Source organism: Paracoccus albicereus, assembly GCF_024359525.1.
Lineage (GTDB): Bacteria > Pseudomonadota > Alphaproteobacteria > Rhodobacterales > Rhodobacteraceae > Paracoccus > Paracoccus albicereus.
Genome location: NZ_JAKZEU010000002.1, coordinates 659,707 through 679,509, shown reverse-complemented (window position 1 = coordinate 679,509; position 19,803 = coordinate 659,707). Strand labels below are relative to the sequence as shown.

Genomic DNA, 19,803 nt, shown 5'->3' with positions numbered 1-19,803 from the left:
CGGATGGTCGAAGGGAAGGAGGACAAGGTCCATGGACATAATGCAGCTGTTTTTGGCTGTTCATTCATTTCGGCGCTGCAGCCGGTTCTGCAGCGCAGATATCTTGAGGCGATGCGCACTCGCAAGATCGCCAACATCGAGAAGAAGCGCGGTAGTCGCGTCATTCTGCTGATCCATCGGCAGGAGACCATGAACCTGCTGGGTTTCCCCCTGATGCGCTACATCGACGTCAATGACTCGGAGGAAGTGCTGCGCGCGATCCAGATGACCGACGACGAAGTGCCGTTCGACCTCGTGCTGCACACACCGGGCGGCCTTGTGCTGGCGGCAACACAGATTGCCCGCGCCATTCAGGGACACAATGGCAAGTTCACAGTGTTCGTGCCACATTACGCTATGTCCGGTAGCACGCTGATCGCACTCGCTGCCGACAAGATCGTGATGTGCGAACACTCCGCGCTGGGACCCGTCGATCCGCAACTTGGCCAGTTGCCTGCTGCCTCGCTCATCAAAGTCGTCGAGAAACCCATCGCCGATATCGACGACCAGACCCTGATCATGGCCGATATCGGTCGCAAGGCCATTGCGCTGATCGAGGCATTCGCGAAACGTCTGCTGTCCTATCCCATCTCTGCCGATGAGGCCCGCGACATGGACCTGCCCGTTGGAACGGACATGCCCAAGGAACTACTGGAGCTGATGACGCTCTATCCGCAGCCGGTTCGTCGCCAGGGCGGTTGCGTGGAATACCTGCCCGAGCCGCGGCAGCGAGAGGCGCGCCGCGCAATGTCCATGCGCTGAATGCTTGCATCAGCCGGCCGCCATGACCGGCTCGTCAACGAAAGAATACAGGATGCCCAACCAAATTTCCGCCTCGGTAAGCTCGATACGGAAGCCGAACAGAAGATCGCCGGCCGCCATGGGATCCACGGCATTCCCACCATGATCCTGTTCAGTAGCGGGAAGGAAATTGCGAGAACGAGCGGTGCGATGCCTACCGCGCAGATAGCGCAGTGGGCGCGCTCGCACGTCTAGAGTTTACAGGTATTGGCCTTCCCTGCGCCATGCCATCAGGAGAAGAAGGAGAAGAACATGCATGGCGCGACCGGATTTTTTGAAAGTGCGGCCTTGTTGGTCTTTGCCGCGTTCGTGCTCGTGACGATATGTTCGCGGATCGGCGTGCCCAGCATCGTCGGTTACATTCTTGCCGGCATAGTCATCGGACCTGCCGGCCTCGGCCTGATCGCTGAGAGCGCTGCCCTGAGCAGCATTGGCGAGATCGGAGTGGTACTCCTGCTGTTCGCTCTTGGCCTGGAATTCTCGTTCGAGAAGCTCGTAACGCTCAGGAAGCATGTCTTCGGTCTTGGAGCCGCGCAGGTTGCAGTCACGACGATAACGGTATCGTTGGTAGCGAGTCTGATCTTCGATCTCGCGCCCGTCCCCGCAATCCTCACCGGCGGGGCCGTGGCCATGTCATCCACGGCCATGTGCCTCAAGGTGTTCGCAAGCGCGAACGCTCTGGGATCGGCTCAAAGGCGTCTGGCCATTGCAGTGCTTCTGTTTCAAGACTTGGCAGCTGTCGCATTCCTGCTTCTGCACGATTCGATGAGCGGAGCCGCCGAGGGACATGGCGTGATAACGGTCATCGCCAGTTCTACGGCATTGGTTGCAGCTCTGTTCATTGCGCGTGGCCCCCTGCAGGTGCTTGCCCGTTGGGTCGCGTTGCGTGGCGATCCGGAACTCGCCCAACTCCTCGCGCTCACCATTGCGCTCGGGTCTGCGATCGTCGCGACCTCCGCCGGTCTTTCTCCGGCACTCGCCGCATTCGCGGCCGGCATGATTATCGGCGAGGGTGACGCGCGCCATGCCGTCGAGAACGAGATCCGGCCCTTTCGCGATTTGTTTGTCGGGATTTTCTTTGTCGGCATCGGAACGCAATTGCCACTCTGGATCATTCCATCTGTATGGCCTGTGGTGCTGATCTGGCTCGCGATCATATTTGCGGGCAAGACGCTGATAGTTTTGGTCGTCGCCCGCCTATTCGGCGAGTCGCTTCAGACCTCATGGCGCACTGGGATCATCCTGGCCCACGGAGGAGAATTCAGCCTGATGCTGCTGTCGGTTTCCTCGACCTCAAGCGTTGTTACAGAGGAATTCGCTGGTCCTCTACTCCTCGCGATTGGCATGAGCATGCTGGCCGGGAGTGTCATGGTCAGATGGGCGGGGCTAAAGGTTTAGTAGATGCCGCGTAGCCCTTAGCTGTTCAGTCCCGACATCTGGTGGATCGGGTTCAAGATGAATCTGTCCGGCTCTGAAGTCCAGATCTTGCAGATGTACTCGTAGGGGGTGAGCCCGTTGAGGGTCTTGAGCCGGCGTGCGAAGTTGTAGGCGGCCATAAAGTCGCTGAGATGCGTGCGCAGCTGATCGTGGCTGTCATAGTGGAAGCGCTTAACGGTGGCGTCCTTGATCGTGCGGTTCATGCGCTCGACCTGTCCGTTGGTCCAGGGATGGTTGAGTTTGGTCAGCCGGTGCTCAATCCCGTTTGCCTCGCAGATCATGTCGAAGCGCATCGGCCGAGAGTAGATGGTATTCCGATTCCGGGGCTGCTCTGCGAACTGGATTCCGTTGTCGGTGAGAATGGTATGGACTTGGTAGGGCACGGCTTCGAGCAGGTGCTGAAGGAATTCCCAGGCTGTTTTTCTGTCGGCCTTTTCGACGAGTTGGGTCACGGCGAACTTGCTCGTCCGGTCGATGCCAACGAACAAATATAATTTGCCTTCAGCGGTTTGCACCTTGGCGATATCGATATGGAAGAACCCTATGGGGTAGCGTTTGAACTTCGACCGCTTCGGCTTGTCGCCTTCCATATCAGGCAAGCGCGAGATGCCATGTCGCTGCAGACAGCGATGCAGCGCAGATCGCGTCAGGTGGGGGATCGAAGGCTGCAGAGCGTAAAGGCAATCGTCCAGTGGCAGCAGTTTATGGCGCCGGAATGCAACGACCATCGCCTCCTCAGCCTCGGTCAGCACGGTGGATCGAGGCTCAGAAGGCCCCGTCTTAATATCCTCGACCGTCGCGCGCTTAGTAACCGCCCGATAGAGACCGCAGGTTACTTCTGAAGCATCGGGGCGACCAAGATGATCGCCATGCCGGTCAGACAAAGGACTGCGCCGATGATATCCCATCGGGTCGGGATTTGCCCCTCTACGGCCCAAAGCCAGGCGATTGATGCTGCGATGTATATGCCGCCGTAGGCTGCATATGCGCGACCGGCAAACTCGACCTCAACCCGCGTCAGCAAGTATGCGAACAGGGCGAGGGAGATGGCTCCCGGGATAAGCCAGAGGGCAGAGCGGTCAAGTCGCAGCCAGGCCCAGAACGCGAAGCATCCCGCGATCTCGGCGAGAGCAGCCAGCGCATACATGCCGATAGAGACGAAGACGCTCATCATGGGCGAGCTGTGCTCCACTGCCACGGCAGCAGTTGGTCGAGCCGGTTGATTTTGTGATCATGGATGCGGTCGAGGATGTCGGCGAGCCAGGCCTGCGGATCGAGCCCGTTCATCTTGGCGGTTTCGATGAGCGTCATAGCCCGGGCCAGCGTTTTGCCGCCGCTATCGGAGCCCGCGAAGAGCCAGTTCTTCCGTCCGATGCCGATCGGGCGCATGGCGCGCTCGGCCGGGTTGTTGTCGATGCCGACGCGGCCATCTTCGAGGAAGAGCTCGAAGGATGACCAGCGGCTGAGGCCGTAGCGGATGGCCTTGGCGAGATCACTCTTGCCCGGAATGCGCAGCAGCTGGGCCTCGGCCCAGGTCTTGAAGGCAACCACCATGGGGCGAGAGTGCTGCTGGCGCGCGGCCTGTCGCAGTTCGGCGGACTGACCGGCGATCTCGCGCTCGATATCGTAGATCTTGCCGATCCGGTCGAGGGCCTCCCGCGCGATCTCGGACTTCGTGGTTTCCCAAACATCGTGGAAGTCGCGCCGCAGGTGAGCCCAGCATGCTGCTTCTCGGAACTGGCTGCTGCCATCCGGACGCGCTGCGTAGAGCGGGTTGAAGCCGGCATAGGCATCCGCCTGGAGGATGCCGCCGCTGTCTCGCAGATGGAGCTGAGGATGCTCCCCCTTCCGATCCGGGGAGAAGCGGTAGACAACACCGGGCGGCGCGGTGCCATTCCAAGGGCGCTGGTCAGAGACATAGGCCCAGATCCGCCCTTGCTTGACCCCTTTGCCCAGACCGCGGTCGCGGCGTGACCGGTCCAGCACGCGGATCGGGGTGTCATCTGCATGCAGCACCGGCGCGGCCATCATCTCGGCCTCGATCCGCTCGATGACGGGGGCGAGCACCTTCATGGCGCGCCCGCACCAATCCAGAAGCGTGCTGTCAGGGATGTCGGCGCCCATGCGCGCGTAGATCTCGTGCTGACGATACAATGGAAGATGGTCGTCGAACTTCGAGACGAGGATTTGAGCCAGCAGCCCCGGTCCGGCCATGCTGCCGGGGATCGGACGGCTCGGGGCCGCAGGCTGCACCATCTTCTCACACCGGCGGCAGGACTTCTTCACCCGCGCGATCTGAATGATCCTCATCTGCGCCGCGACCAGGTCGAGAACTTCGCTGACGTCCTCGCCCACCACTCGCAGGTCACCCCCACAATCGGGGCAACAGGAGCCAGGGTCGAGCTCCCGGCGTTCGCGGGGCGTTGCGTCCGACACGCGCGGACGTCGGCGGGGCTTCGCCTCGGTAGCAGGAGCATCGGCCGCGGCTGGCTCATCGTCTTCGACCGGCCCGTCGCGCTGTTCGGCGGCTGCGACCAGCAGATCCTCCAGCGCCAGCTCCAGCTGGGCGATCTCGCGCTCGATCTCTTCCGAAGATTTGCCGAAGGCCTGTTTCTGCAACTTGGCGATCCGCAGGCGCAAGGCCTGAACCAGTTGCTCGTGGGCCTGGAGCATGGCCGACATGCGCGCATTCTCTGCCTGAAGCGCAGCGATCATCGCCTTCAGGACCGCGGGGTCGTCAGAGAGAATGTCGGCATCATCGGACATGGTGACTGATACCATGCGCAGGACGAGACGGCCAATAAAACAAGGAGATTCAGAGGGATAATCTATCCGACCCGCGCGGGTGGTGCGCCCCAGTCCGGTCGTCGCCAGTCGATCCCTTCCCAGAGCATCGCCAGCTGCGCCGAGGTCAGCCGCGCGACCCCGGCTTCGGTGTTCGGCCAAGGGAAAGCGCCCGCGCTCGAGGACCTTGTAGTAGAGGCAGAAGTCCTGGCCATCCCAGTAAAGCAGCTTCAGACGATCCCCCTTGCGCCCCCGGAAGGCAAAAACCGCACCGCTGGTTGGCTTCTGGCGCAACACGTCCTGAGCCAGGGCCGAAAGGCCGGCAATTCCCTTCCGCATGTCCGTTGCGCCGCATGCCAGGTAGACGCGAACGCCGGTGCCGGGACCGATCATGCCGCTTCCACCGCACGGATCAGCCGCGTCAGAGCATCGCCATCCATGCTGCTGTCAAACCGAAGGCAACGACCATTGGAAAGCCGCAGTTCCACAAGGACCGGCCGAGAGGGTGCGGGGGAGTGAGCGGGCTCGGACTGCAGCCCGAAATCGACCGGCAGAAAGACCGCGCCCCGATCCGGCGACCAAAGCCCCTTCTTCTTCAGGTCACGACGCCAGCCATAGACCTGCGACCGCGTGAGCTCGTGCCGTTGGGCAACTTGCGTGACCGAGGCCCCGCCAACACCCACCTTAAGCAAGATCTCGAGCTTCTCGTCATCACTCCACCGTCGGCGTCGCTCAACGCCCAGAACTTTGCCAAACATGGCATCTCCCGTTAAGATACGTGCATAACTACGTCTTTATGCACGTGTCTTAGCTCGAGCTGCCTTCGGCAGGCAGGCGGCTTCAATCGGGCGGTTACCGCGCTTACGCCACTTCGCAACGGTCTTGGGATTGATGCCCAACTCACGGCTCAACTGCGCGAGCGAAGCTTGCGATCGCTGTATTGCTGCTCGGACAGCGTGCGTGGTCGTGGCGCTGCCATGACGAATTTGTCCCATAGGGGCTCCGTTGCACAAATCGCGTGAGGGATTCATCTCGCGAATCCAGGGTGGTAGCTGGGATGCATGAGCAGACCCATACCCCCGACCTATAAGACCAAGAACTGGCCAGCCTACAATGAAGCACTCAAGCGCCGGGGCTCGCTAACGAACTGGACGGTGCCCGACTTCAGCACGCTATCTCGCCGCCAGAAGACCTTGGCCGTGAACATCCCCTATCGCGGCTCCAAGGGGCCACTGCGCCTGCTGATCGACAGCACCGGGATCAAGGTCGAAGGTGAAGGCGAGTGGCACGCACGCAATCATGGCGGCCCGAAACGGCGCGTCTGGCGCAAGCTCCACCTTCGGATCGATGAAGAAACGTTGGAGATCCGGGCCGTCGAAGTCACCGGGAGCCACATCGGTGATGCGCCCATCCTACCCCACCTTCTCGACCAAATCCCGCAGGACCAGGAAATCGCTAGCGTTACGGCTGATGGCGCCTAGGGTCAGGATGCATTGATTTGGGTCGCGCAGCACGATTCACGGCTCGGCAATCGGAGCGGTGACATGAGCGATCTCGTCTGGCTGACGGACGCGCAGATGGCCCGCCTGGCGCCTTTCCTTCCCAAGTTCCACGGCAAGCCTCGGGTTGATGACAGACGCGTGCTGAGTGGGATTATCTTCATCAATCGCAATGGCTTGCGGTGGCGCGATGCGCCTGCCGCCTATGGCCCTCACAAAACGCTCTACAGCCGCTGGAAGCGTTGGAGCGAAAAGGGCATCTTCGCGCGGATGATGGCCGGGCTGGCGGCGGAGCACGGTGAGAAGACGGCCGTGATGATCGACGCGACATACCTCAAGGCCCACCGAACGGCGACCAGCATGGTCGCCAAAAAAGGGGGCGCGGTCGTCTGATTGGTCGAACCAAGGGCGGCATGAACACCAAGCTGCACGCCATCTGCGACAGTCAGGGGCGACCGATCGACCTGTTCGTCACCGCCGGACAGGTCAGCGATTACATCGGCGCACGGGCGCTGCTCAGTGGCCTGCCAAACGTCAAATGGCTGCTCGGGATCGTGGCTATGACGCTGACTGGTTCAGAGAAGCTTTGCAGGACAAGGGGATACGCGCCTGCATCCCGGGTCGGAAACAACGTAAGACGCCGGTCAAATACGACAAGCGCCGTTACAAACGGCGGAACCGCATTGAGATCATGTTCGGCAGACTGAAGGATTGGAGGCGGGTCGCCACCCGCTATGATCGATGCCCCAAGGTGTTCCTATCAGCCATCGCCCTCGCTGCAGTCGTCATTTATTGGTTATGAATCCTGACCCTAGGCTCGGCTGTGCCTTTTTAGCTAGTTGCCTCGGCCTAGGATAGCGTGCAATCAGCGCTAAAGATGCCAAGAATTTGAACACTAAGCCTGACGCGAGCATTGCGATGGAAGATAAGCGCGACAAGAAGATGGCATTGCTGCGCGGGCTTACCAATCGTTGTCCCAACTGCGGCGAAGGCAAAATTCTGAAAGGCTATCTCGATGTCATCCCCGAGTGCAGCTCGTGCGGTGTGGAGTTCAAACGATACCCTGCGGCAGACGGGCCTGCATTCTTTACGATGACGATCATGCTTCTCCTGCTCATCCCCATTCTCGGCTACACTTGGGGTGCCTTCCGTCCAGACCCAGTCACATTGCTTGTCATACTCGGCGTAACGAACGGAGCACTCACCCTGATTCTGCTACGCTTTGTCAAAAGCGCCTTCATTGGCTATCTATGGGCCCATGACGAACAGGATAGAGGTGCGTGAAATTGTGCGCCAATGAGGACGTGGCAGCTTAGGCTCCAGACCCATTGATTTCAGGCGTTTGGCATGATTCAGGCTCTGCAAGGAGACCTGATCGATGAGCAATCTTTATTGGCTGACCGACGCCCAGATGGAGCGCCTGAAACCGTTCTTTCCGAAGAGCCATGGTAAACCCCGCGTCGATGATCGTCGCGTCCTTAGCGGCATAATCTTCATCAATCGCAATGGGTTGCGCTGGTGTGACGCACCGAAGGAATACGGCGCGCGGGACATGCAGGGGCGGCTGATGATTTGGATGAGGATGTATGCTGCCGAGGCGGAAAAGCCTCAGTTCTGATCACCGACCGTTACGAACTCCAAGGCCCCCACGAGGGGGCCTTTTATGTTGGATCGATGCGAAGGTCTTCAAGAAGGGTGAGGAGCTGGAGGGCCTCATTCCCGGTCCTGAAACCGGTCACCTGCCGGGTGATGGCGGCGGGCTGGCTGACGCGCAGATACATGTGATCGTCATCGCCCACCCGGCAGAGCAGCGCCGCGTGGGTTATCCCGGGCTGGGCGGTTATCGTGATCTCTATCGGGACGCCGGCGGCGGTTTTGTGCGTCATTCGTATGATCGGGGTGCGGGTCAGGTCTTCGACGATTGAGCGGATCAGGCGACCGCCGGACGCGCGGCTCAGGCGCACGAATGCTTCCTGCTGGAGGCGGTGGACGGCGCGGCGGCGGCGGCGCTCTTCGATCTCGCCGAGGTGGGTCGGGAGGGTCGCGACCAGGGCGGCGAGTTTGCGGCCGGTGTCAGCCCTCTCGCTTTAAGAAAGGGGGCGATTGGCGCGTCCAGGTCGTCGCTCAAGATGGACTGTTGCGCGGCGATGTTGGCGAGGGTGTCGGATAGGGTCGCGGGTTTGCGCGGGCGGCCGGTGTATGTCATGCGTGTCGGATCCTCCGCGTTTTTGACGCAGGATAGATTGACCGGGATTCCGGCGCCGGGGTGTTATGTGCGGAGTTTTTCAGGAGATTGAGATGAAGGCATTTTCGGGCATCGCGGCGGTTCTCGCGGCGGCTATGTGGACGGGCGTCGCAGAGGCTAAGCCGGCATCGTGCAATCTCACGATCGCCGACCGCGAGATTTTCGACGGCACCTGCGATTTTGATGGTGACGCGGACGGCAGCTTCAGGCTCACTTATGCTGGGGATTTTTATTTCGTCTACGTCAGCGTCATGGAGCCGGGGGTCGCGAAGGGTTTCTGGAACGGCTATGAGAAGAATTCCCATGCTCACGATGATCTCGGGACCCTGCAGCGGGAAGATCGTGACCGGGCGTGCTGGTCGAACGGGTATGCGCGCGTCTGCGCGCGGTGATCATTCCGCGGAGTAGACAATCTGTCGGCGGGCCCATGGAGGAGCGACGGACATACCTTCATTGTGTCCCCCGTCAGCGGCTATGGCACAGATTTGAGGTTGTGATTTAAGGAGGATTTGGGCTTCGTCGTAGTGACGAAGGAACGAAGATGAAGCCCAAATCCTCCGATTCAAAATCGCCGACCAAGCCCCCTGCAGAGCGGGTGGTCAAGGACATCCGGCGTCAGACCCGCCGCCACTTCTCGGCCGAAGACAAGATCCGCATCGTGCTTGAAGGTCTTCGCGGTGACGACAGTATCGCCGAGTTGTGCCGTAAAGAGGGCATTGCGCAGAGTCTGTACTACAGCCGGTCCAAGGAGTCATGGAGTGAGGCGTGAGCCGCCAGTGGTTCAAGGCCACGCTGAACGGCAAACGCCGCCTGGCCGGGGACACCGCCCGTGCGGCGACCTCCGGTGACGTGCAGGACTTGCGCCGCGAAGCCCGTGCGCTGAAGGAGTGCGTGGCGGACCTGACGCTGGAAAACCGCTTGCTTAAAAAAAGCATGATCGCGGATGGGGGCGACGACGAATGAGGTATCCCGCATCCGAGAAGCTGGAGATCATCCGTATCGTCGAGCAGTCGCACCTGCCGGCCAGGCGGACGCTGGACCCGCTCGGCATTGCCCGCCGGACCTTCTACCGCTGGCATGACCGCTACCGGGAAGGTGGGCCGGAAGCGCTGGAGGATCGCCCTTCGGCGCCGAACCGGGTGTGGAACCGCATTGGCGAGGACATCCAGGACCAGATCGTCGAGATGGCGTTGGAGGCGACCGACCTCAGCCCACGCGAACTGGCCGTGCGCTTCACCGACGAGAAACACTACTTCGTGTCGGAAGGTGAGGCAGAGAAGAGAACGATCCTGTGGATCGTTTTCCTGCCGAACGCCTACCGGTTGCTCAAGGCCCATGACCTGATCACCAGCCCAGCCTATACGGTAATCAAGGCGGCCGATCAGTTCCACACCAAGACCACGCGGCCGAACGAGATGTGGCAGACCGACTTCACCTGCTTCAAGATCATCGGGTGGGGCTGGATGTACCTCTCGACGGTGCTTGACGACTTCTCGCGCGACATCATCGCCTGGAAGCTATGCACCGACATGCGGGCCGAGGACGTGACCGACACGCTGGACCGCGCGCTCGCCGCCTCGGGCTGCGACAGCGCCACCGTTCTGCACAAACCCAGGCTGCTATCGGACAATGGCCCCAGCGACATCGCGGGCGAGCTGGCCGAATACATCGAAGCCAACAAGATGAGCCATGTGCGCGGCGCGCCGTGCCACCCGCAGACCCAGGGCAAGATCGAGCGCTTGCACCAGACCCTGAAGAACCGCATCCTGTTGGAGAACTACTTCCTGCCGGCGACCTCGAAGCCCAGATCGAGGCCTTCGTCGAGCACTACAACAACCAGCGTTACCACGAGAGCCTGGCCAACGTGACGCCTGCCGATGTCTACTTCGGCAGGGCACAGGCCATCATCAAACAGAGCGAAAGGATCAAACGAAAAACCATCGAATATCGGCGCTTGCAGCACCGCAAGCTCGCAGCCTAACATCAAATCCCAGACGAGGCCCGCTCTCCGCTAGTCTACGCCCCAATCTGCGCCAAATCTTCTGACGACGTGCACAACCAATTCGCCAGGCACCTGCAGGCGAAAACGCTATCAGCCCGGCGGACTTCTCCGCCGGGCATGAGTAGAAACCCATCCCTGAGGATGGGCGCTCATCGCGGCAGTCGACCAAATCGGGATTTTCGTTTTCGGCCCGTTAATGCCGTTCACCGGGTTGGCCAATGCTGCGCTGCAACGTTCCTAGACCGGTCATTGGTGACACGGTGTAGCGTGGTCCGGCAAGCCAACCTCAGCAATGCAGAACGTTTCTGCCGGTCCCTGCAGGTGCTGCCCGCAGTGGGTCGACCGGCGGCGATGCGGTGTAAGCGGAACAGCTGCATTGACCTGCCACTGAACTTTCATCCAGCTGCGACCGGAGCCGGTTGCTGATTTACGCCCTTCGGCGTGGGTTGAGCAATCGCCCGGCGCGCGGAACTCTCATCGCGTGCAGCGGGTCGGGCGATTGCGGTGGTCAGGTGCAGGGCGAAGCCTGCCGGTGTCTGGTAGCCGAGAGCTGAATGGGGCCGCTCGGTGTTGTAGTCGGTGACCCATTGGGCGATCAGAGCACGGGCATGGGAGAGATTGCGGAACAGCGTCTCGTTCAAGAACTCGTCCCGCATCCTGCCGTTGAAGCTTTCCACGAAACCGTTCTGCATCGGCTTTCCGGGTGCGATATAGTGCCATTCGACCCTGTGCTCGGCGCACCACTTCAGGATTGCATTCGAGGTCAGTTCGGTGCCGTTATCCGACACAATCATGCAGGGCTTGCCACGGGGTTCGATCAGCGCGGTCAGTTCACGGGCCACGCGGCGGCCCGAGATGGACGTGTCGGGGATCGCCGCCAAACACTCGCGCGTGACGTCGTCCACAATGTTCAGCACCCGAAAGCGCCGCCCACAGGCGAACTGGTCATGGACGAAATCCAGCGACCAACGGGCATTTGGCCGCGCCTCCATCAGGATCGGGGCCCTTGTGCCGAGGGCCTTGCGGCGCGCTTTGCGTTTACGCACGGTTAATCCTTCCTCACGGTAGAGACGGTAGATGCGGTTGATTCCCGACGCCTCGCCCTCGCGCCTGAGCAGCACGAAGAGCCGCCTGTAACCGAACCTGCGCCGTTCATTGGCCAGATCTCGCAACCGCCCCCGCAGCGCCGTGTCCGGCGCGCGCTGCGACTGGTAGCGCACCATCTTGCGGTCCGCCCCGGCAATCTGACACGCCCGCCGTTCCGACAGCCCGAGATGGGCCTTCAGATGCGCGACAGCCTCGCGCTTCACGGCGGGCGTTACCATTTTTTTTGGAGAAGCTCGCGCATCGCAGCCATGTCGAGCATCTGCTCGGCCAGCAGCTTCTTCAGCTTGGCATTCTCGTCCTCCAGTGCCTTCAGCCGCTTGGCCTCCGACACTGTCATCCCCGAATACTTCGCCTTCCAAGCATAGAACGTCCCTTCCGACATCCCATGCCTGCGGCACAGATCAGCGCACTTCGCGCCCGCCTCATGCTCCTGCAAGATGCCAATGATCTGCTCTTCCGTCAGTCGTGCCTTCTTCATCGTCCGTCCTCTCCATGGGCCGGACTCTAATCGCAGATGGAGGAAAAATCCCGTGGCAGGTCAGAGCCTGCGCCGCCATCCCGTGGCTTTCCTGCGCGAGGGGCTTGCCCGCCGCCGGATCGTCACCTGCGCCGAGATCAACACCGCGCGCAACCGCCGCTGGCACGAGGTCGCGGGGCTGGTTCTCGTCCGCCAGCGTCCCGGTTCGGCCAAGGGCGTGATGTTCATCACGCTCGAGGACGAGACCGGCATCGCCAACCTGGTGGTCTGGCCCAAGGTCTTCGAGGCCCATCGCCGCATCATCCTCGGCGCCAGCATGATCGCCGTGCGCGGCCCGGTCCAGCGCGAGGGCGAGGTCGTCCATCTCGTCACCCACCAGATCACCGACCTCTCCCGCGATCTCGCCGGCATCGGCGAGCAGGACGCCGACTTCCCGCTGCCCCACGGACGCGGCGACGAGTTCCACCGCGGCCCGAACGGCCCCGACCCACGCGATCCCACGCCGAAGGGCCTGCGAACGCGGGACATGTATATCCGCGACCTGCATCTGGACAGCATCAGGGTGAAGACGCGGGACTTTCGGTGAAGTCGTCAATGAAGTCGTGCTGCTCGGAGTCATCCCTGCCGATGGCGAAGGCAGGCTGCTTATATCCAGCCTTTCAGCATCCCATGTAGTGAAAGCGAGATGTCCTAGTTACGGTCCAATATCTGAACTGCGATGAGGCTTTATCTCGCCCAATTCTGCAAACGTCCGTTGTAGCTAACGGTCGAACCGCCAGATCAGGAAACCGCGACCAATTCTTTGAAATCACTCTCGCGGATGATGCGCAACCGCTGGCCTGCCTCAATCAGTTGCTCAGCTTTCCTGTGCTTTGACGACTTGTCGTGACCGGCGAGCCGCGTCACGTCCATATCGCCGACAACCAGCATGGTCGTCTTTTTCGTAACGTTGTCCGAGACTGCGCAGCCTATCGACGCCGCAAGGTCAGCCGCCTCGCGGCGCGGTATTTCGAGGGCACCCGTAAACACGGCCACCTCACCGGCAAATGCTCCATTAGGGTTGCCATCGCGCTTAATCGCTTTGGACGCGCTCGATGACGGGTCGATGGGTTGAAGAACCCGCCTCTGCAGCGCCTGAAGATCGAGGCCGCTCTTTTCCATCGCGGCGAGAATGATGCATCCTGCCGCCTTGGCGTCTTCAAGTGCGTTGTGGTGGTCGAAGTCGTGTCCGATCATCTTGCAGACCTTTGCAAGACCGTAGCCTGACTTCGCACATTCCGCCCATGTCCTTCTGGCAACGCGCGCTGAGTCGAGCCAGGTGCAAGACGGGGCCGAGATTGCCCAGCGGCCCGCTGCCTGATGCATCGCAACTCGATCGAAATGCGTGTGGGTCACAACAACTTGCGACCCCAAGAGGTGCTCGAGTTCACCAGCTACATCGCTAAATGTCGGTGCACCTTGAACCTCGACACTTGTGATACCGTGTATTGACGTGTTGACGGGATCGAAGAAGTCTTTCGGGTCGATGAGTGAATACCATTCAGCTGCGAGAGCGCCGTTCTCAAAAGCGGCAACACCGATCGAGCAGATTGATGCCATGTCGGCATTTGCGGTTTCCACGTCGACTGCGACAAATCTCATGACAGAACCGATCGCTAAAGGGCTCATCGCACAGATTAGCGAGATGGGTATGATCTGCCAATGCCAGCAGCCGAGCCGCAAATTTGAAGCTATAGAGATCGATCGAGTGAACCTTCAAACCAATATGTACCGTCTCATCCGACGTCGGACGCAGCCCGGTATCGACGCAAGCCCAAACACCAAAGACCTGGTACCGCAGCGTGCAGCCCCAAGCCGATGCTCCCACCAACCGATCTTTGAGCCGCTAACGGCCCGCAGCGGACGGTCGAGCCTCGGCGGTGCTGCGCGGCGGCATTCCCCAAGCTAGCGCAGATTGCGCTGCGCCGGCGCAGGGTTGTCACACGACACGAACCGGGGCGCGTCACCGATCCGCGCGGGCCGCTCCAGAAGGATCAGGCACCGCGCCGCCGCGCCGCCATCGTGCGGATCGAACCATGGCACGTCGCGACCCTGTGGGCGCAGGCCCTCCGCGTAGCAGTTGAGCGCGGTCATATGGGGGGCGTCCAAGCCCCGCAAGCCGCCGCGCCCGGGCAGTCCCGCTCGAAAGCTCCTCGCTCATCCGCCGGGCGCGAGGAAGAGGACGAGGCCGAGCCCAAGCGCGACGATGAAGAGCCACGACGCCGCCCCGAGGATTGCGGGCCGCGCGCCCTCGGCGGCGAGCTTGCGGATATCGGTCTCGAGCCCCATCGCCGCGAGCGCCATGGCCAGGAGGAACTGGGTCAGCCCCCTGTGCCAGGGCTCTGCTGCCGCCGGCACGATCCCCGATGAGGCAACACCCACCATCGCAATGAAGCCGAAGACGAACCACGGGATCGTGGCTCCGCTGCCGGAGGCCCCCTCGCTGCGCTGCCGGGCCAGAAGGCTGAGCGCAAGCACCAGAGGCGCCAGCATCATCACGCGCGTGAGCTTGGCGATCGTTCCCGTATGCCCGGCTGCGTCGCCCTGCTGGAAGGCTGCCGCGACGACCTGCGCCACCTCGTGGATGACCGCGCCGCTCCACAGTCCGTAGGCGTCGGGGCCAAGATGGAGGAGCGTCGCCTCGACCACCGGGATCAACACCATCGACAGCGAGCCGAACACCGTTACACAGGCCACCGCATAGGCCACATCCTCGTCTGAGGCGCGCGTGACCGTATTGGTGGCGATCACGGCGGAGGCCCCGCAGACGGCGGTGCCCGCGGCGATCAGCTCGGTGAGACCGGCGCCGACCCCGAGCCGCCGCCCGAGCCACTTGGTAAAGACGAACGTCGCGACCAGCGTCGCCGCGATGATGCCTACGCCGCGCAAGCCGACCTCGATGACTTGGCCGGTGGTGAGCTGCAGGCCGAGCAGCACGATCCCCGCCTTGAGGATCACCTTCAGCGAAAGGGTGACGCCTGGCTTCGCCGCGCCCCGCGTGCCGATCGTGTTGTGCAGCGCCATGCCGAGTAAGATAGACAGGATCAGCGGCGAGAGCGCATCCACCCCAGGGACGAGGCGCAGCCCGAAAGCGACGGCGGCGATCAAGGCGGTGAGGGCGAGGCCGGGCCAGATCGAGCTGTTCTGCCCCGCAGCGGCGGTGGTGTCTGTCATTGGAGGCCTTCGTCCGGTTGCCGATATCTTGGGCGCGTCCCCCGTCGAGGACACGTAGCCGAATGACGTGCGATCCGGGCAAGGTATTCCCGCGGCTTTCTGGATTCTGTTCGCGCCTTTGATGACGCGACTGTGAAACTCTGTCCGGGAATAGGCCGCGCCTGCGGGCCGTTAGCCTCTTTGACTATGCTAAATCGCCGTCGAAATTCATTTCAAGGGAGGTTCCATGATCCGTCTTACCATGCTTACCGTTACCACGGCGCTCGCTGTTCTGCCGGCGACCGCAGATGTCTTCTCCGACCGTGTCGGCGAAACGGACCTTGCCGATCCGAGTATCACGCACGCGCCTGAGGACGGCATCGTCAAGCTCTACGGCGCCGGCGGGCCGCACACCGCGTTCCAGAAGGTCGCCGATGTCTGGCAGCAGCAGACCGGCAACAAGGTCGAGATCGTCGCCGGACCGGAGGCAGAGTGGAGCGCGGACGCGCAGGCCGATGCCGACATCCTGTGGGGCACGTCCGAGCAGTCGATGACCGCATTTCTGCTGACCTATCCGGCCTTCGATCATGCAGCGGTCGAGCCGATCTACATCCGTCCAGCCGTGATTGCTGTGAAGGCGGGCAACCCGAAGGGCATCCAGGGCTTCGACGACCTTCTGGCCGAGGACATCGCGATTGTCGTGACCGAGGGCGCTGGCGTCTACAACACGTCCGGCACGGGTGCGTGGGAGGATGTGGCCGGACGCCTCGGCTCGCTCGAGGATATTGTGGCGCTCCGCCAGAACATCGTGGCTTATGCGCTCGGCTCCGGTGCCGGCTTCCAGCAGTTTCGGGACCGGGACGCGGATGCCTGGATCACCTGGCCGAACTGGCCGCTGACCCACCCCGACGTGCTGGAGCTGGTCGAGATCGAGAAAGACCGGCAGATCTGGCGCGACGTCAACGTGGTGATCTCGCCCGATGCCGATCCGGCGGCGCAGGATTTCCTCGACTTTCTCGTGACCGCAGAGGCGCAGGAATTGATGGCTACAGAAGGCTGGAGGCGATAGCGGCCCGGCCAAGTGAGCACCTCGCGACGAAAACCCGCCGTCGGGAGGGAATAAACGATGCAGGTCATCCGTCCATCCCCCAAGCGCAATTACGCTTTGAACCTTGAGGGAGGATGCGATGACCAATCTTTTTCCGGTAAGACGCCGCCAGTTTCTGCTCGGCTCTGCGGGCTTGGCCGGCGCCACAATGACCGGCTTGCCCGCGCTGGCGCAGGACAGCGGCCAACTGCCCGCCTATGTTGCGTGGAAGAACGCGGACGATATGATCGTCCATACCGAAGAGACGCTGGAGACCGTGCGTGCCGCGCAGGGTGACGCGCTCGTCACGCCATCGACCGATCTTTACATCCGGAATAACCTTCCCGCGCCGTCAGACGAGATCGTCGCCGATCCCGATGCGTGGGAGCTGTCGATCGAGGGCGTCGCCCAGCCGTCCACGGTGACGCTGGCCGATCTGAAGCTGCTGGGATCAGAGACGGTGGTCGCTGTGCTGCAATGCTCTGGCAACGGCCGAGCGTTCTTCGATCACGAGGCCAGCGGATCGCCCTGGGCTACTGGTGCTGCCGGCAACGTGATCTGGACGGGCGTTCCGGTCCGTGACGTCGTTGAAGCAATGGGCGGCATCGCCGATGGCATGGCGTTCCTGACCGGCACGGGCGGCGAGGAAATTCCCGAAGGTCTGCCGCCGGAAACCATTCAGGTCGAACGTTCCGTTCCGCTCGACGCGATGGAACACGCGATCCTCGCTTGGCACATGAACGGCGAGCCGGTCCCGCTGGCCCATGGCGGCCCGCTGCGTCTGATCGTTCCGGGCTATTACGGCGTCAACAACGTCAAGTATCTCAAGCGTCTCGCCTTCACCGCCGAGGAAAGTCCCGCAAAGATCCAGCAGACCGGCTACCGCGTCCGGCCCGTCGGCGTCGCGGGCGACCCCTCGCAGCCGTCGATGTGGGAGATGAGCGTCAAGTCCTGGATCACCGGACCGCTGGAAGGCGCCTCGGCAGGACGGGTGCGGATCGCGGGTCTGGCGATGGGTGGAACCAGCGCGGCAACTGGGGTCGAGGTTTCGACCGATGGCGGCGAGACCTGGCAGGCGGCGGAATTCCTTGGTCCGGACTTGGGCGCCTTTGCCTGGCGGCCCTTCGTTCTGATCGCCGATCTCGAGGCGGGCATCCATACGCTCGCAAGCCGCGCCACCAATGCCAATGGCGATACACAGCCGGAAGATTTCGAACCGAACGAGCGCGGATACGCGCACAACGGCTGGCGTGGCCACGCCGTCGAAGTGACGGTGGGCTAAGCGCAGATGATGGAAGTTCAGATGATGACGTTGCCTCGCGTTTTTGCGGTGCTTTCTGTGTTGTTCGCCGCGCCGTTGGCTGCGGAAGAGGTCGACCCGGCGGTCGACCACGAGGCCGGCCGAGCGATCTTTTCCGAGACCGCGGAGCCCCAATGCGCCCTTTGCCATGTGCTTGCCGACGCCGAAGCCGAGGGTGAGGTTGGGCCCAACCTCGACGAGCTTCAGCCCGATCTGGATCAGATTCTCAAGGCGGTCACGAGCGGCGTGGGGGTCATGCCCGCTTTCTCGGAAACGCTGACCGAAGAGCAGATCGAGACGGTGTCGGCCTATGTCGCAGAGGTCGCCGGCGGCGGGCACTGATCCGCGTTAATCAGGCGCATGTGCGTGTCTTTAGCACCTGCCGCGCGAAAGCCATGCGATCCGGCCTGTCCTTGGCCGGATCCTTCACGGCCTTAAGATAGGCCTCGATCGCCGCAAGACGATCGGCGTCCATGCCGGCGGCCTTGACAGCATACAGCTGCCCGTGGACCGCCCAGACGTCAGGCGCATTGATGTCCTCAGCCGCGGCGTCCGTAACACTCAGTAGCGTCAACCGGCAGGCGTTGCGTCCCGCGTAATGCCCGGCAGCACCGCCCTTGACCTCGCGCACCGCGACCAGTGTTAGCCCGACCGGCGACAGGTCGGGAAGCAGGCCGCCCTGAGCGAAGTCGGCCTTGGTCGGTGATTGCGTCGCGCTTGGAAAGCGCTGCTCGAGAAAGGTTGCATGAATCGAGCCGAGATCGGTCGGGGCGGCATCGGGAATCGCGAAGAACGTCGCGATCGCCAGTGCGGCCGCAAGCGCCCCGCTCCAGGCGGCGGGGCGGATCCAGGCGGGCCTCACAGCGCGCGCGACAGGATAGATCCGCCTCAAGCTGTCGGACTGGGCGCGCAATTCGACCGCGGCGGCGGCGAGTTCAGGTTCGCAGGCCATGCGCCTGGCGAAAGCACGGCGTTCCGTCTCGGGCAGTTCGCCGTCAAGATAGGCGCTCAGCCTTTCCCAGTCTTGGTCGCTCGGATCGATCACGTTATGCTCCGCTGGTCGCTATCGGTTCCGGCGACTCGCTCGCGCAGCGCGCATCGGGCACGGCTGACCCGGCTCATCACGGTTCCGCGCGGCACGTCGATCACCTTAGCCGCCTCATCGTATTTCAGGCCCAGAATGTCGATCAGCGTCAGGATTTCCTGCATCTCGCTCGATAGCGTCTCGAAAGCCTCGCGGACGCTGATGTCTCGTTCGTGCTCGGGATGGCCCGAGAGTTCACTGGAAAGACGTGTCTCACGCGAAAGGTATTCCCGGCGCACACGCCGTTTACGCAATTCATCGGTATGGAGGTTGCGGATCGTGCGAAACATCCATGGCTTCAGTTCGACGAGTGAGCGAGGCGGCGCCTCGGCGCGCAGCGCCCGGGCCACCGCATCCTGCACGAGGTCGTCCCCATCCTCGCGCCGATCGCTGATCGAATAGGCATAGGCGCGCAGCTCTGGCAGAAGCCGCTCGATATGCCGCCGAACGCTCATATGCACCGATCACACCACATCGATCCAAGCATGTGCATTTTGCGGTCGACGTCCATCCGGTTTCGCGCGTGGGGGTAGAGCCTTCATTGTAACGCTCTCTTCGGAGCGTCCATGATTGTCGTGTGCGATTTCGGCTGACTAACCTATCGACGGCGGCAGCGCAGATAGTTGAAATGTCATTCCCCGGTTCGAGTGCGTCGTCTCTTTCTGCCTTGGCTAACCTTCGTGTCGACGTCGGCCAATAGTGCTTTCGGCCGAGACTCGCATTTTTCTGCCTCGGCTCAGCGCTGGCG

23 protein-coding genes and 6 pseudogenes are annotated in these 19,803 nt (G+C 62.1%); 16 read left to right on the top strand and 13 right to left on the bottom strand.

All coding sequences use genetic code 11. The features are described 5' to 3' along the window. Nucleotides 1-111: 111 nt before the first annotated feature. From MLD63_RS06835 to MLD63_RS06825, 3 genes are read left to right on the top strand one after another with little or no spacing between them, the layout of a single operon-like run. Nucleotides 112-801: an SDH family Clp fold serine proteinase gene (locus MLD63_RS06835; RefSeq protein WP_255329122.1), complete on the top strand. Its 690-nt coding sequence runs from the start codon at nucleotides 112-114 to the stop codon at nucleotides 799-801. After that, nucleotides 802-1,035, top strand: coding sequence for a thioredoxin family protein (locus MLD63_RS06830; protein ID WP_255329121.1), 234 nt, complete (start codon nucleotides 802-804; stop codon nucleotides 1,033-1,035). It abuts the gene before it with no gap. Nucleotides 1,036-1,092: 57 nt separating this feature from the next. Beyond that, nucleotides 1,093-2,238 carry a cation:proton antiporter gene (locus MLD63_RS06825; protein ID WP_255329120.1) on the top strand — a complete coding sequence of 382 codons (1,146 nt, stop codon included), beginning with the start codon at nucleotides 1,093-1,095 and terminating at the stop codon, nucleotides 2,236-2,238. A 17-nt stretch (nucleotides 2,239-2,255) separates the two neighbouring features. On the opposite strand, the pseudogene MLD63_RS06820 reads toward MLD63_RS06825, so the two are convergent. The 6 genes and pseudogenes from MLD63_RS06820 to MLD63_RS06795 all read right to left on the bottom strand — a co-directional run. Then, nucleotides 2,256-3,083, bottom strand: a pseudogene (locus MLD63_RS06820) (IS481 family transposase); the annotation flags it as partial. A gap of 26 nt (nucleotides 3,084-3,109) precedes the next feature. Then, the gene (locus tag MLD63_RS06815; RefSeq protein ID WP_255329119.1) at nucleotides 3,110-3,448 is read right to left on the bottom strand and encodes a YnfA family protein; all 339 of its coding nucleotides are present in this window, start codon (nucleotides 3,446-3,448) and stop codon (nucleotides 3,110-3,112) included. After that, nucleotides 3,448-5,043 (bottom strand): IS66 family transposase, encoded by a 1,596-nt coding sequence (gene tnpC / locus MLD63_RS06810; RefSeq protein ID WP_255329118.1) that lies wholly within the window; start codon nucleotides 5,041-5,043, stop codon nucleotides 3,448-3,450. Before tnpC ends, MLD63_RS06815 begins: the two co-directional genes overlap by 1 nt. Before the next feature lie 222 nt (nucleotides 5,044-5,265). Beyond that, nucleotides 5,266-5,400 (bottom strand): annotated as a pseudogene (gene tnpB / locus MLD63_RS17995) (IS66 family insertion sequence element accessory protein TnpB); the annotation flags it as partial. Nucleotides 5,401-5,450: 50 nt separating this feature from the next. Next, nucleotides 5,451-5,819 (bottom strand): IS66-like element accessory protein TnpA, encoded by a 369-nt coding sequence (gene tnpA, locus MLD63_RS06800; protein ID WP_255329117.1) that lies wholly within the window; start codon nucleotides 5,817-5,819, stop codon nucleotides 5,451-5,453. Nucleotides 5,820-5,918: 99 nt separating this feature from the next. Next, a pseudogene (locus MLD63_RS06795) lies at nucleotides 5,919-6,056 on the bottom strand (IS481 family transposase); the annotation flags it as partial. A 66-nt stretch (nucleotides 6,057-6,122) separates the two neighbouring features. On the opposite strand from MLD63_RS06795, the pseudogene MLD63_RS06790 reads away from it, so the two are divergent. The 4 genes and pseudogenes from MLD63_RS06790 to MLD63_RS06775 all read left to right on the top strand — a co-directional run. Further along, a pseudogene (locus MLD63_RS06790) lies at nucleotides 6,123-6,539 on the top strand (transposase); the annotation flags it as partial. Between the two features lie 66 nt (nucleotides 6,540-6,605). Continuing rightward, a pseudogene (locus MLD63_RS06785) lies at nucleotides 6,606-7,362 on the top strand (IS5 family transposase). 116 nt (nucleotides 7,363-7,478) lie between these two features. Continuing rightward, nucleotides 7,479-7,844, top strand: coding sequence for a DUF983 domain-containing protein (locus MLD63_RS06780; RefSeq protein WP_255329116.1), 366 nt, complete (start codon nucleotides 7,479-7,481; stop codon nucleotides 7,842-7,844). 94 nt (nucleotides 7,845-7,938) lie between these two features. Continuing rightward, nucleotides 7,939-8,136, top strand: a pseudogene (locus MLD63_RS06775) (transposase); the annotation flags it as partial. A gap of 85 nt (nucleotides 8,137-8,221) precedes the next feature. Here the strand turns inward: MLD63_RS06775 and MLD63_RS06770 are convergent. Beyond that, nucleotides 8,222-8,524: a hypothetical protein gene (locus MLD63_RS06770; RefSeq protein ID WP_255329115.1), complete on the bottom strand. Its 303-nt coding sequence runs from the start codon at nucleotides 8,522-8,524 to the stop codon at nucleotides 8,222-8,224. Between the two features lie 334 nt (nucleotides 8,525-8,858). On the opposite strand from MLD63_RS06770, the gene MLD63_RS06765 reads away from it, so the two are divergent. The 5 genes from MLD63_RS06765 (at nucleotide 8,859) to MLD63_RS18015 (ending at nucleotide 10,786) form a co-directional block, all read left to right on the top strand. Further along, entirely contained in the window at nucleotides 8,859-9,197 is a 339-nt protein-coding gene (locus tag MLD63_RS06765) for a hypothetical protein (protein ID WP_255329114.1), read from the top strand. A gap of 149 nt (nucleotides 9,198-9,346) precedes the next feature. Beyond that, nucleotides 9,347-9,574, top strand: coding sequence for a transposase (locus MLD63_RS18030; protein WP_507185068.1), 228 nt, complete (start codon nucleotides 9,347-9,349; stop codon nucleotides 9,572-9,574). Continuing rightward, a complete protein-coding gene (locus MLD63_RS18025) occupies nucleotides 9,571-9,768 on the top strand; it encodes a hypothetical protein (RefSeq protein WP_507185067.1) in 198 nt (65 codons plus the stop codon). The genes MLD63_RS18030 and MLD63_RS18025 overlap by 4 nt, the downstream gene beginning before the upstream one ends. Next, nucleotides 9,765-10,673 (top strand): DDE-type integrase/transposase/recombinase, encoded by a 909-nt coding sequence (locus MLD63_RS18020; RefSeq protein ID WP_507185070.1) that lies wholly within the window; start codon nucleotides 9,765-9,767, stop codon nucleotides 10,671-10,673. The genes MLD63_RS18025 and MLD63_RS18020 overlap by 4 nt, the downstream gene beginning before the upstream one ends. After that, nucleotides 10,613-10,786 (top strand): hypothetical protein, encoded by a 174-nt coding sequence (locus MLD63_RS18015; RefSeq protein WP_507185071.1) that lies wholly within the window; start codon nucleotides 10,613-10,615, stop codon nucleotides 10,784-10,786. The genes MLD63_RS18020 and MLD63_RS18015 overlap by 61 nt, the downstream gene beginning before the upstream one ends. Nucleotides 10,787-11,202: 416 nt before the next feature. Here MLD63_RS18015 and MLD63_RS06755 read toward each other — a convergent pair. Next, a protein-coding gene (locus MLD63_RS06755; protein ID WP_255329113.1) for an IS3 family transposase occupies nucleotides 11,203-12,392 on the bottom strand; the annotation gives its coding sequence in 2 pieces (ribosomal slippage) (nucleotides 11,203-12,140 and nucleotides 12,140-12,392; 1,191 coding nt in all). Between the two features lie 52 nt (nucleotides 12,393-12,444). On the opposite strand from MLD63_RS06755, the gene MLD63_RS06750 reads away from it, so the two are divergent. Beyond that, nucleotides 12,445-12,978, top strand: coding sequence for an OB-fold nucleic acid binding domain-containing protein (locus MLD63_RS06750; protein ID WP_255329112.1), 534 nt, complete (start codon nucleotides 12,445-12,447; stop codon nucleotides 12,976-12,978). 194 nt (nucleotides 12,979-13,172) lie between these two features. Here the strand turns inward: MLD63_RS06750 and MLD63_RS06745 are convergent, their stop codons facing one another. The 3 genes from MLD63_RS06745 to MLD63_RS06735 all read right to left on the bottom strand — a co-directional run bounded on the left by MLD63_RS06745 (nucleotide 13,173) and on the right by MLD63_RS06735 (nucleotide 15,605). Beyond that, nucleotides 13,173-14,033, bottom strand: a complete 861-nt coding sequence (locus MLD63_RS06745) for an exonuclease domain-containing protein (RefSeq protein WP_255329111.1) — start codon at nucleotides 14,031-14,033, stop codon at nucleotides 13,173-13,175. Nucleotides 14,034-14,336: 303 nt separating this feature from the next. Beyond that, complete coding sequence (locus tag MLD63_RS06740; protein WP_255329110.1) at nucleotides 14,337-14,540, bottom strand: uracil-DNA glycosylase family protein; 204 nt, start codon at nucleotides 14,538-14,540, stop codon at nucleotides 14,337-14,339. 48 nt (nucleotides 14,541-14,588) lie between these two features. Next, entirely contained in the window at nucleotides 14,589-15,605 is a 1,017-nt protein-coding gene (locus MLD63_RS06735) for a YeiH family protein (protein WP_255329109.1), read from the bottom strand. A 226-nt stretch (nucleotides 15,606-15,831) separates the two neighbouring features. Here MLD63_RS06735 and MLD63_RS06730 point away from each other — a divergent pair, with 226 nt between their 5' ends. The 3 genes from MLD63_RS06730 to sorU all read left to right on the top strand — a co-directional run bounded on the left by MLD63_RS06730 (nucleotide 15,832) and on the right by sorU (nucleotide 18,313). Continuing rightward, nucleotides 15,832-16,653: a substrate-binding domain-containing protein gene (locus MLD63_RS06730; protein WP_255329108.1), complete on the top strand. Its 822-nt coding sequence runs from the start codon at nucleotides 15,832-15,834 to the stop codon at nucleotides 16,651-16,653. 118 nt (nucleotides 16,654-16,771) lie between these two features. Next, nucleotides 16,772-17,953: a SorT family sulfite dehydrogenase catalytic subunit gene (gene sorT / locus MLD63_RS06725; RefSeq protein WP_255329107.1), complete on the top strand. Its 1,182-nt coding sequence runs from the start codon at nucleotides 16,772-16,774 to the stop codon at nucleotides 17,951-17,953. A 21-nt stretch (nucleotides 17,954-17,974) separates the two neighbouring features. Next, entirely contained in the window at nucleotides 17,975-18,313 is a 339-nt protein-coding gene (gene sorU / locus MLD63_RS06720; protein WP_255329106.1) for a SorU family sulfite dehydrogenase c-type cytochrome subunit, read from the top strand. 10 nt (nucleotides 18,314-18,323) lie between these two features. On the opposite strand, the gene MLD63_RS06715 is transcribed toward sorU, so the two are convergent. Both MLD63_RS06715 and MLD63_RS06710 read right to left on the bottom strand, forming a co-directional pair. After that, a complete protein-coding gene (locus MLD63_RS06715; protein WP_255329105.1) occupies nucleotides 18,324-19,016 on the bottom strand; it encodes an anti-sigma factor family protein in 693 nt (230 codons plus the stop codon). Then, entirely contained in the window at nucleotides 19,013-19,510 is a 498-nt protein-coding gene (locus MLD63_RS06710; RefSeq protein WP_255329104.1) for an RNA polymerase sigma factor, read from the bottom strand. Before MLD63_RS06710 ends, MLD63_RS06715 begins: the two co-directional genes overlap by 4 nt. Nucleotides 19,511-19,803: the final 293 nt, after the last annotated feature.

Bases quoted from the DNA above. Each gene is read 5' to 3' on its own strand.
- MLD63_RS06835 (WP_255329122.1), top strand. From the start codon at position 112: ATGCGCACTCGCAAGATCGCCAACATCGAGAAGAAGCGCGGTAGTCGC.
- MLD63_RS06830 (WP_255329121.1), top strand. From the start codon at position 802: ATGCTTGCATCAGCCGGCCGCCATGACCGGCTCGTCAACGAAAGAATA.
- MLD63_RS06825 (WP_255329120.1), top strand. From the start codon at position 1,093: ATGCATGGCGCGACCGGATTTTTTGAAAGTGCGGCCTTGTTGGTCTTT.
- MLD63_RS06815 (WP_255329119.1), bottom strand. From the start codon at position 3,448: ATGAGCGTCTTCGTCTCTATCGGCATGTATGCGCTGGCTGCTCTCGCC.
- tnpC (WP_255329118.1), bottom strand. From the start codon at position 5,043: ATGTCCGATGATGCCGACATTCTCTCTGACGACCCCGCGGTCCTGAAG.
- tnpA (WP_255329117.1), bottom strand. From the start codon at position 5,819: ATGTTTGGCAAAGTTCTGGGCGTTGAGCGACGCCGACGGTGGAGTGAT.
- MLD63_RS06780 (WP_255329116.1), top strand. From the start codon at position 7,479: ATGGAAGATAAGCGCGACAAGAAGATGGCATTGCTGCGCGGGCTTACC.
- MLD63_RS06765 (WP_255329114.1), top strand. From the start codon at position 8,859: ATGAAGGCATTTTCGGGCATCGCGGCGGTTCTCGCGGCGGCTATGTGG.
- MLD63_RS18030 (WP_507185068.1), top strand. From the start codon at position 9,347: ATGAAGCCCAAATCCTCCGATTCAAAATCGCCGACCAAGCCCCCTGCA.
- MLD63_RS18020 (WP_507185070.1), top strand. From the start codon at position 9,765: ATGAGGTATCCCGCATCCGAGAAGCTGGAGATCATCCGTATCGTCGAG.
- MLD63_RS06745 (WP_255329111.1), bottom strand. From the start codon at position 14,033: ATGAGATTTGTCGCAGTCGACGTGGAAACCGCAAATGCCGACATGGCA.
- MLD63_RS06735 (WP_255329109.1), bottom strand. From the start codon at position 15,605: ATGACAGACACCACCGCCGCTGCGGGGCAGAACAGCTCGATCTGGCCC.
- MLD63_RS06730 (WP_255329108.1), top strand. From the start codon at position 15,832: ATGATCCGTCTTACCATGCTTACCGTTACCACGGCGCTCGCTGTTCTG.
- sorT (WP_255329107.1), top strand. From the start codon at position 16,772: ATGACCAATCTTTTTCCGGTAAGACGCCGCCAGTTTCTGCTCGGCTCT.
- sorU (WP_255329106.1), top strand. From the start codon at position 17,975: ATGATGACGTTGCCTCGCGTTTTTGCGGTGCTTTCTGTGTTGTTCGCC.
- MLD63_RS06710 (WP_255329104.1), bottom strand. From the start codon at position 19,510: ATGAGCGTTCGGCGGCATATCGAGCGGCTTCTGCCAGAGCTGCGCGCC.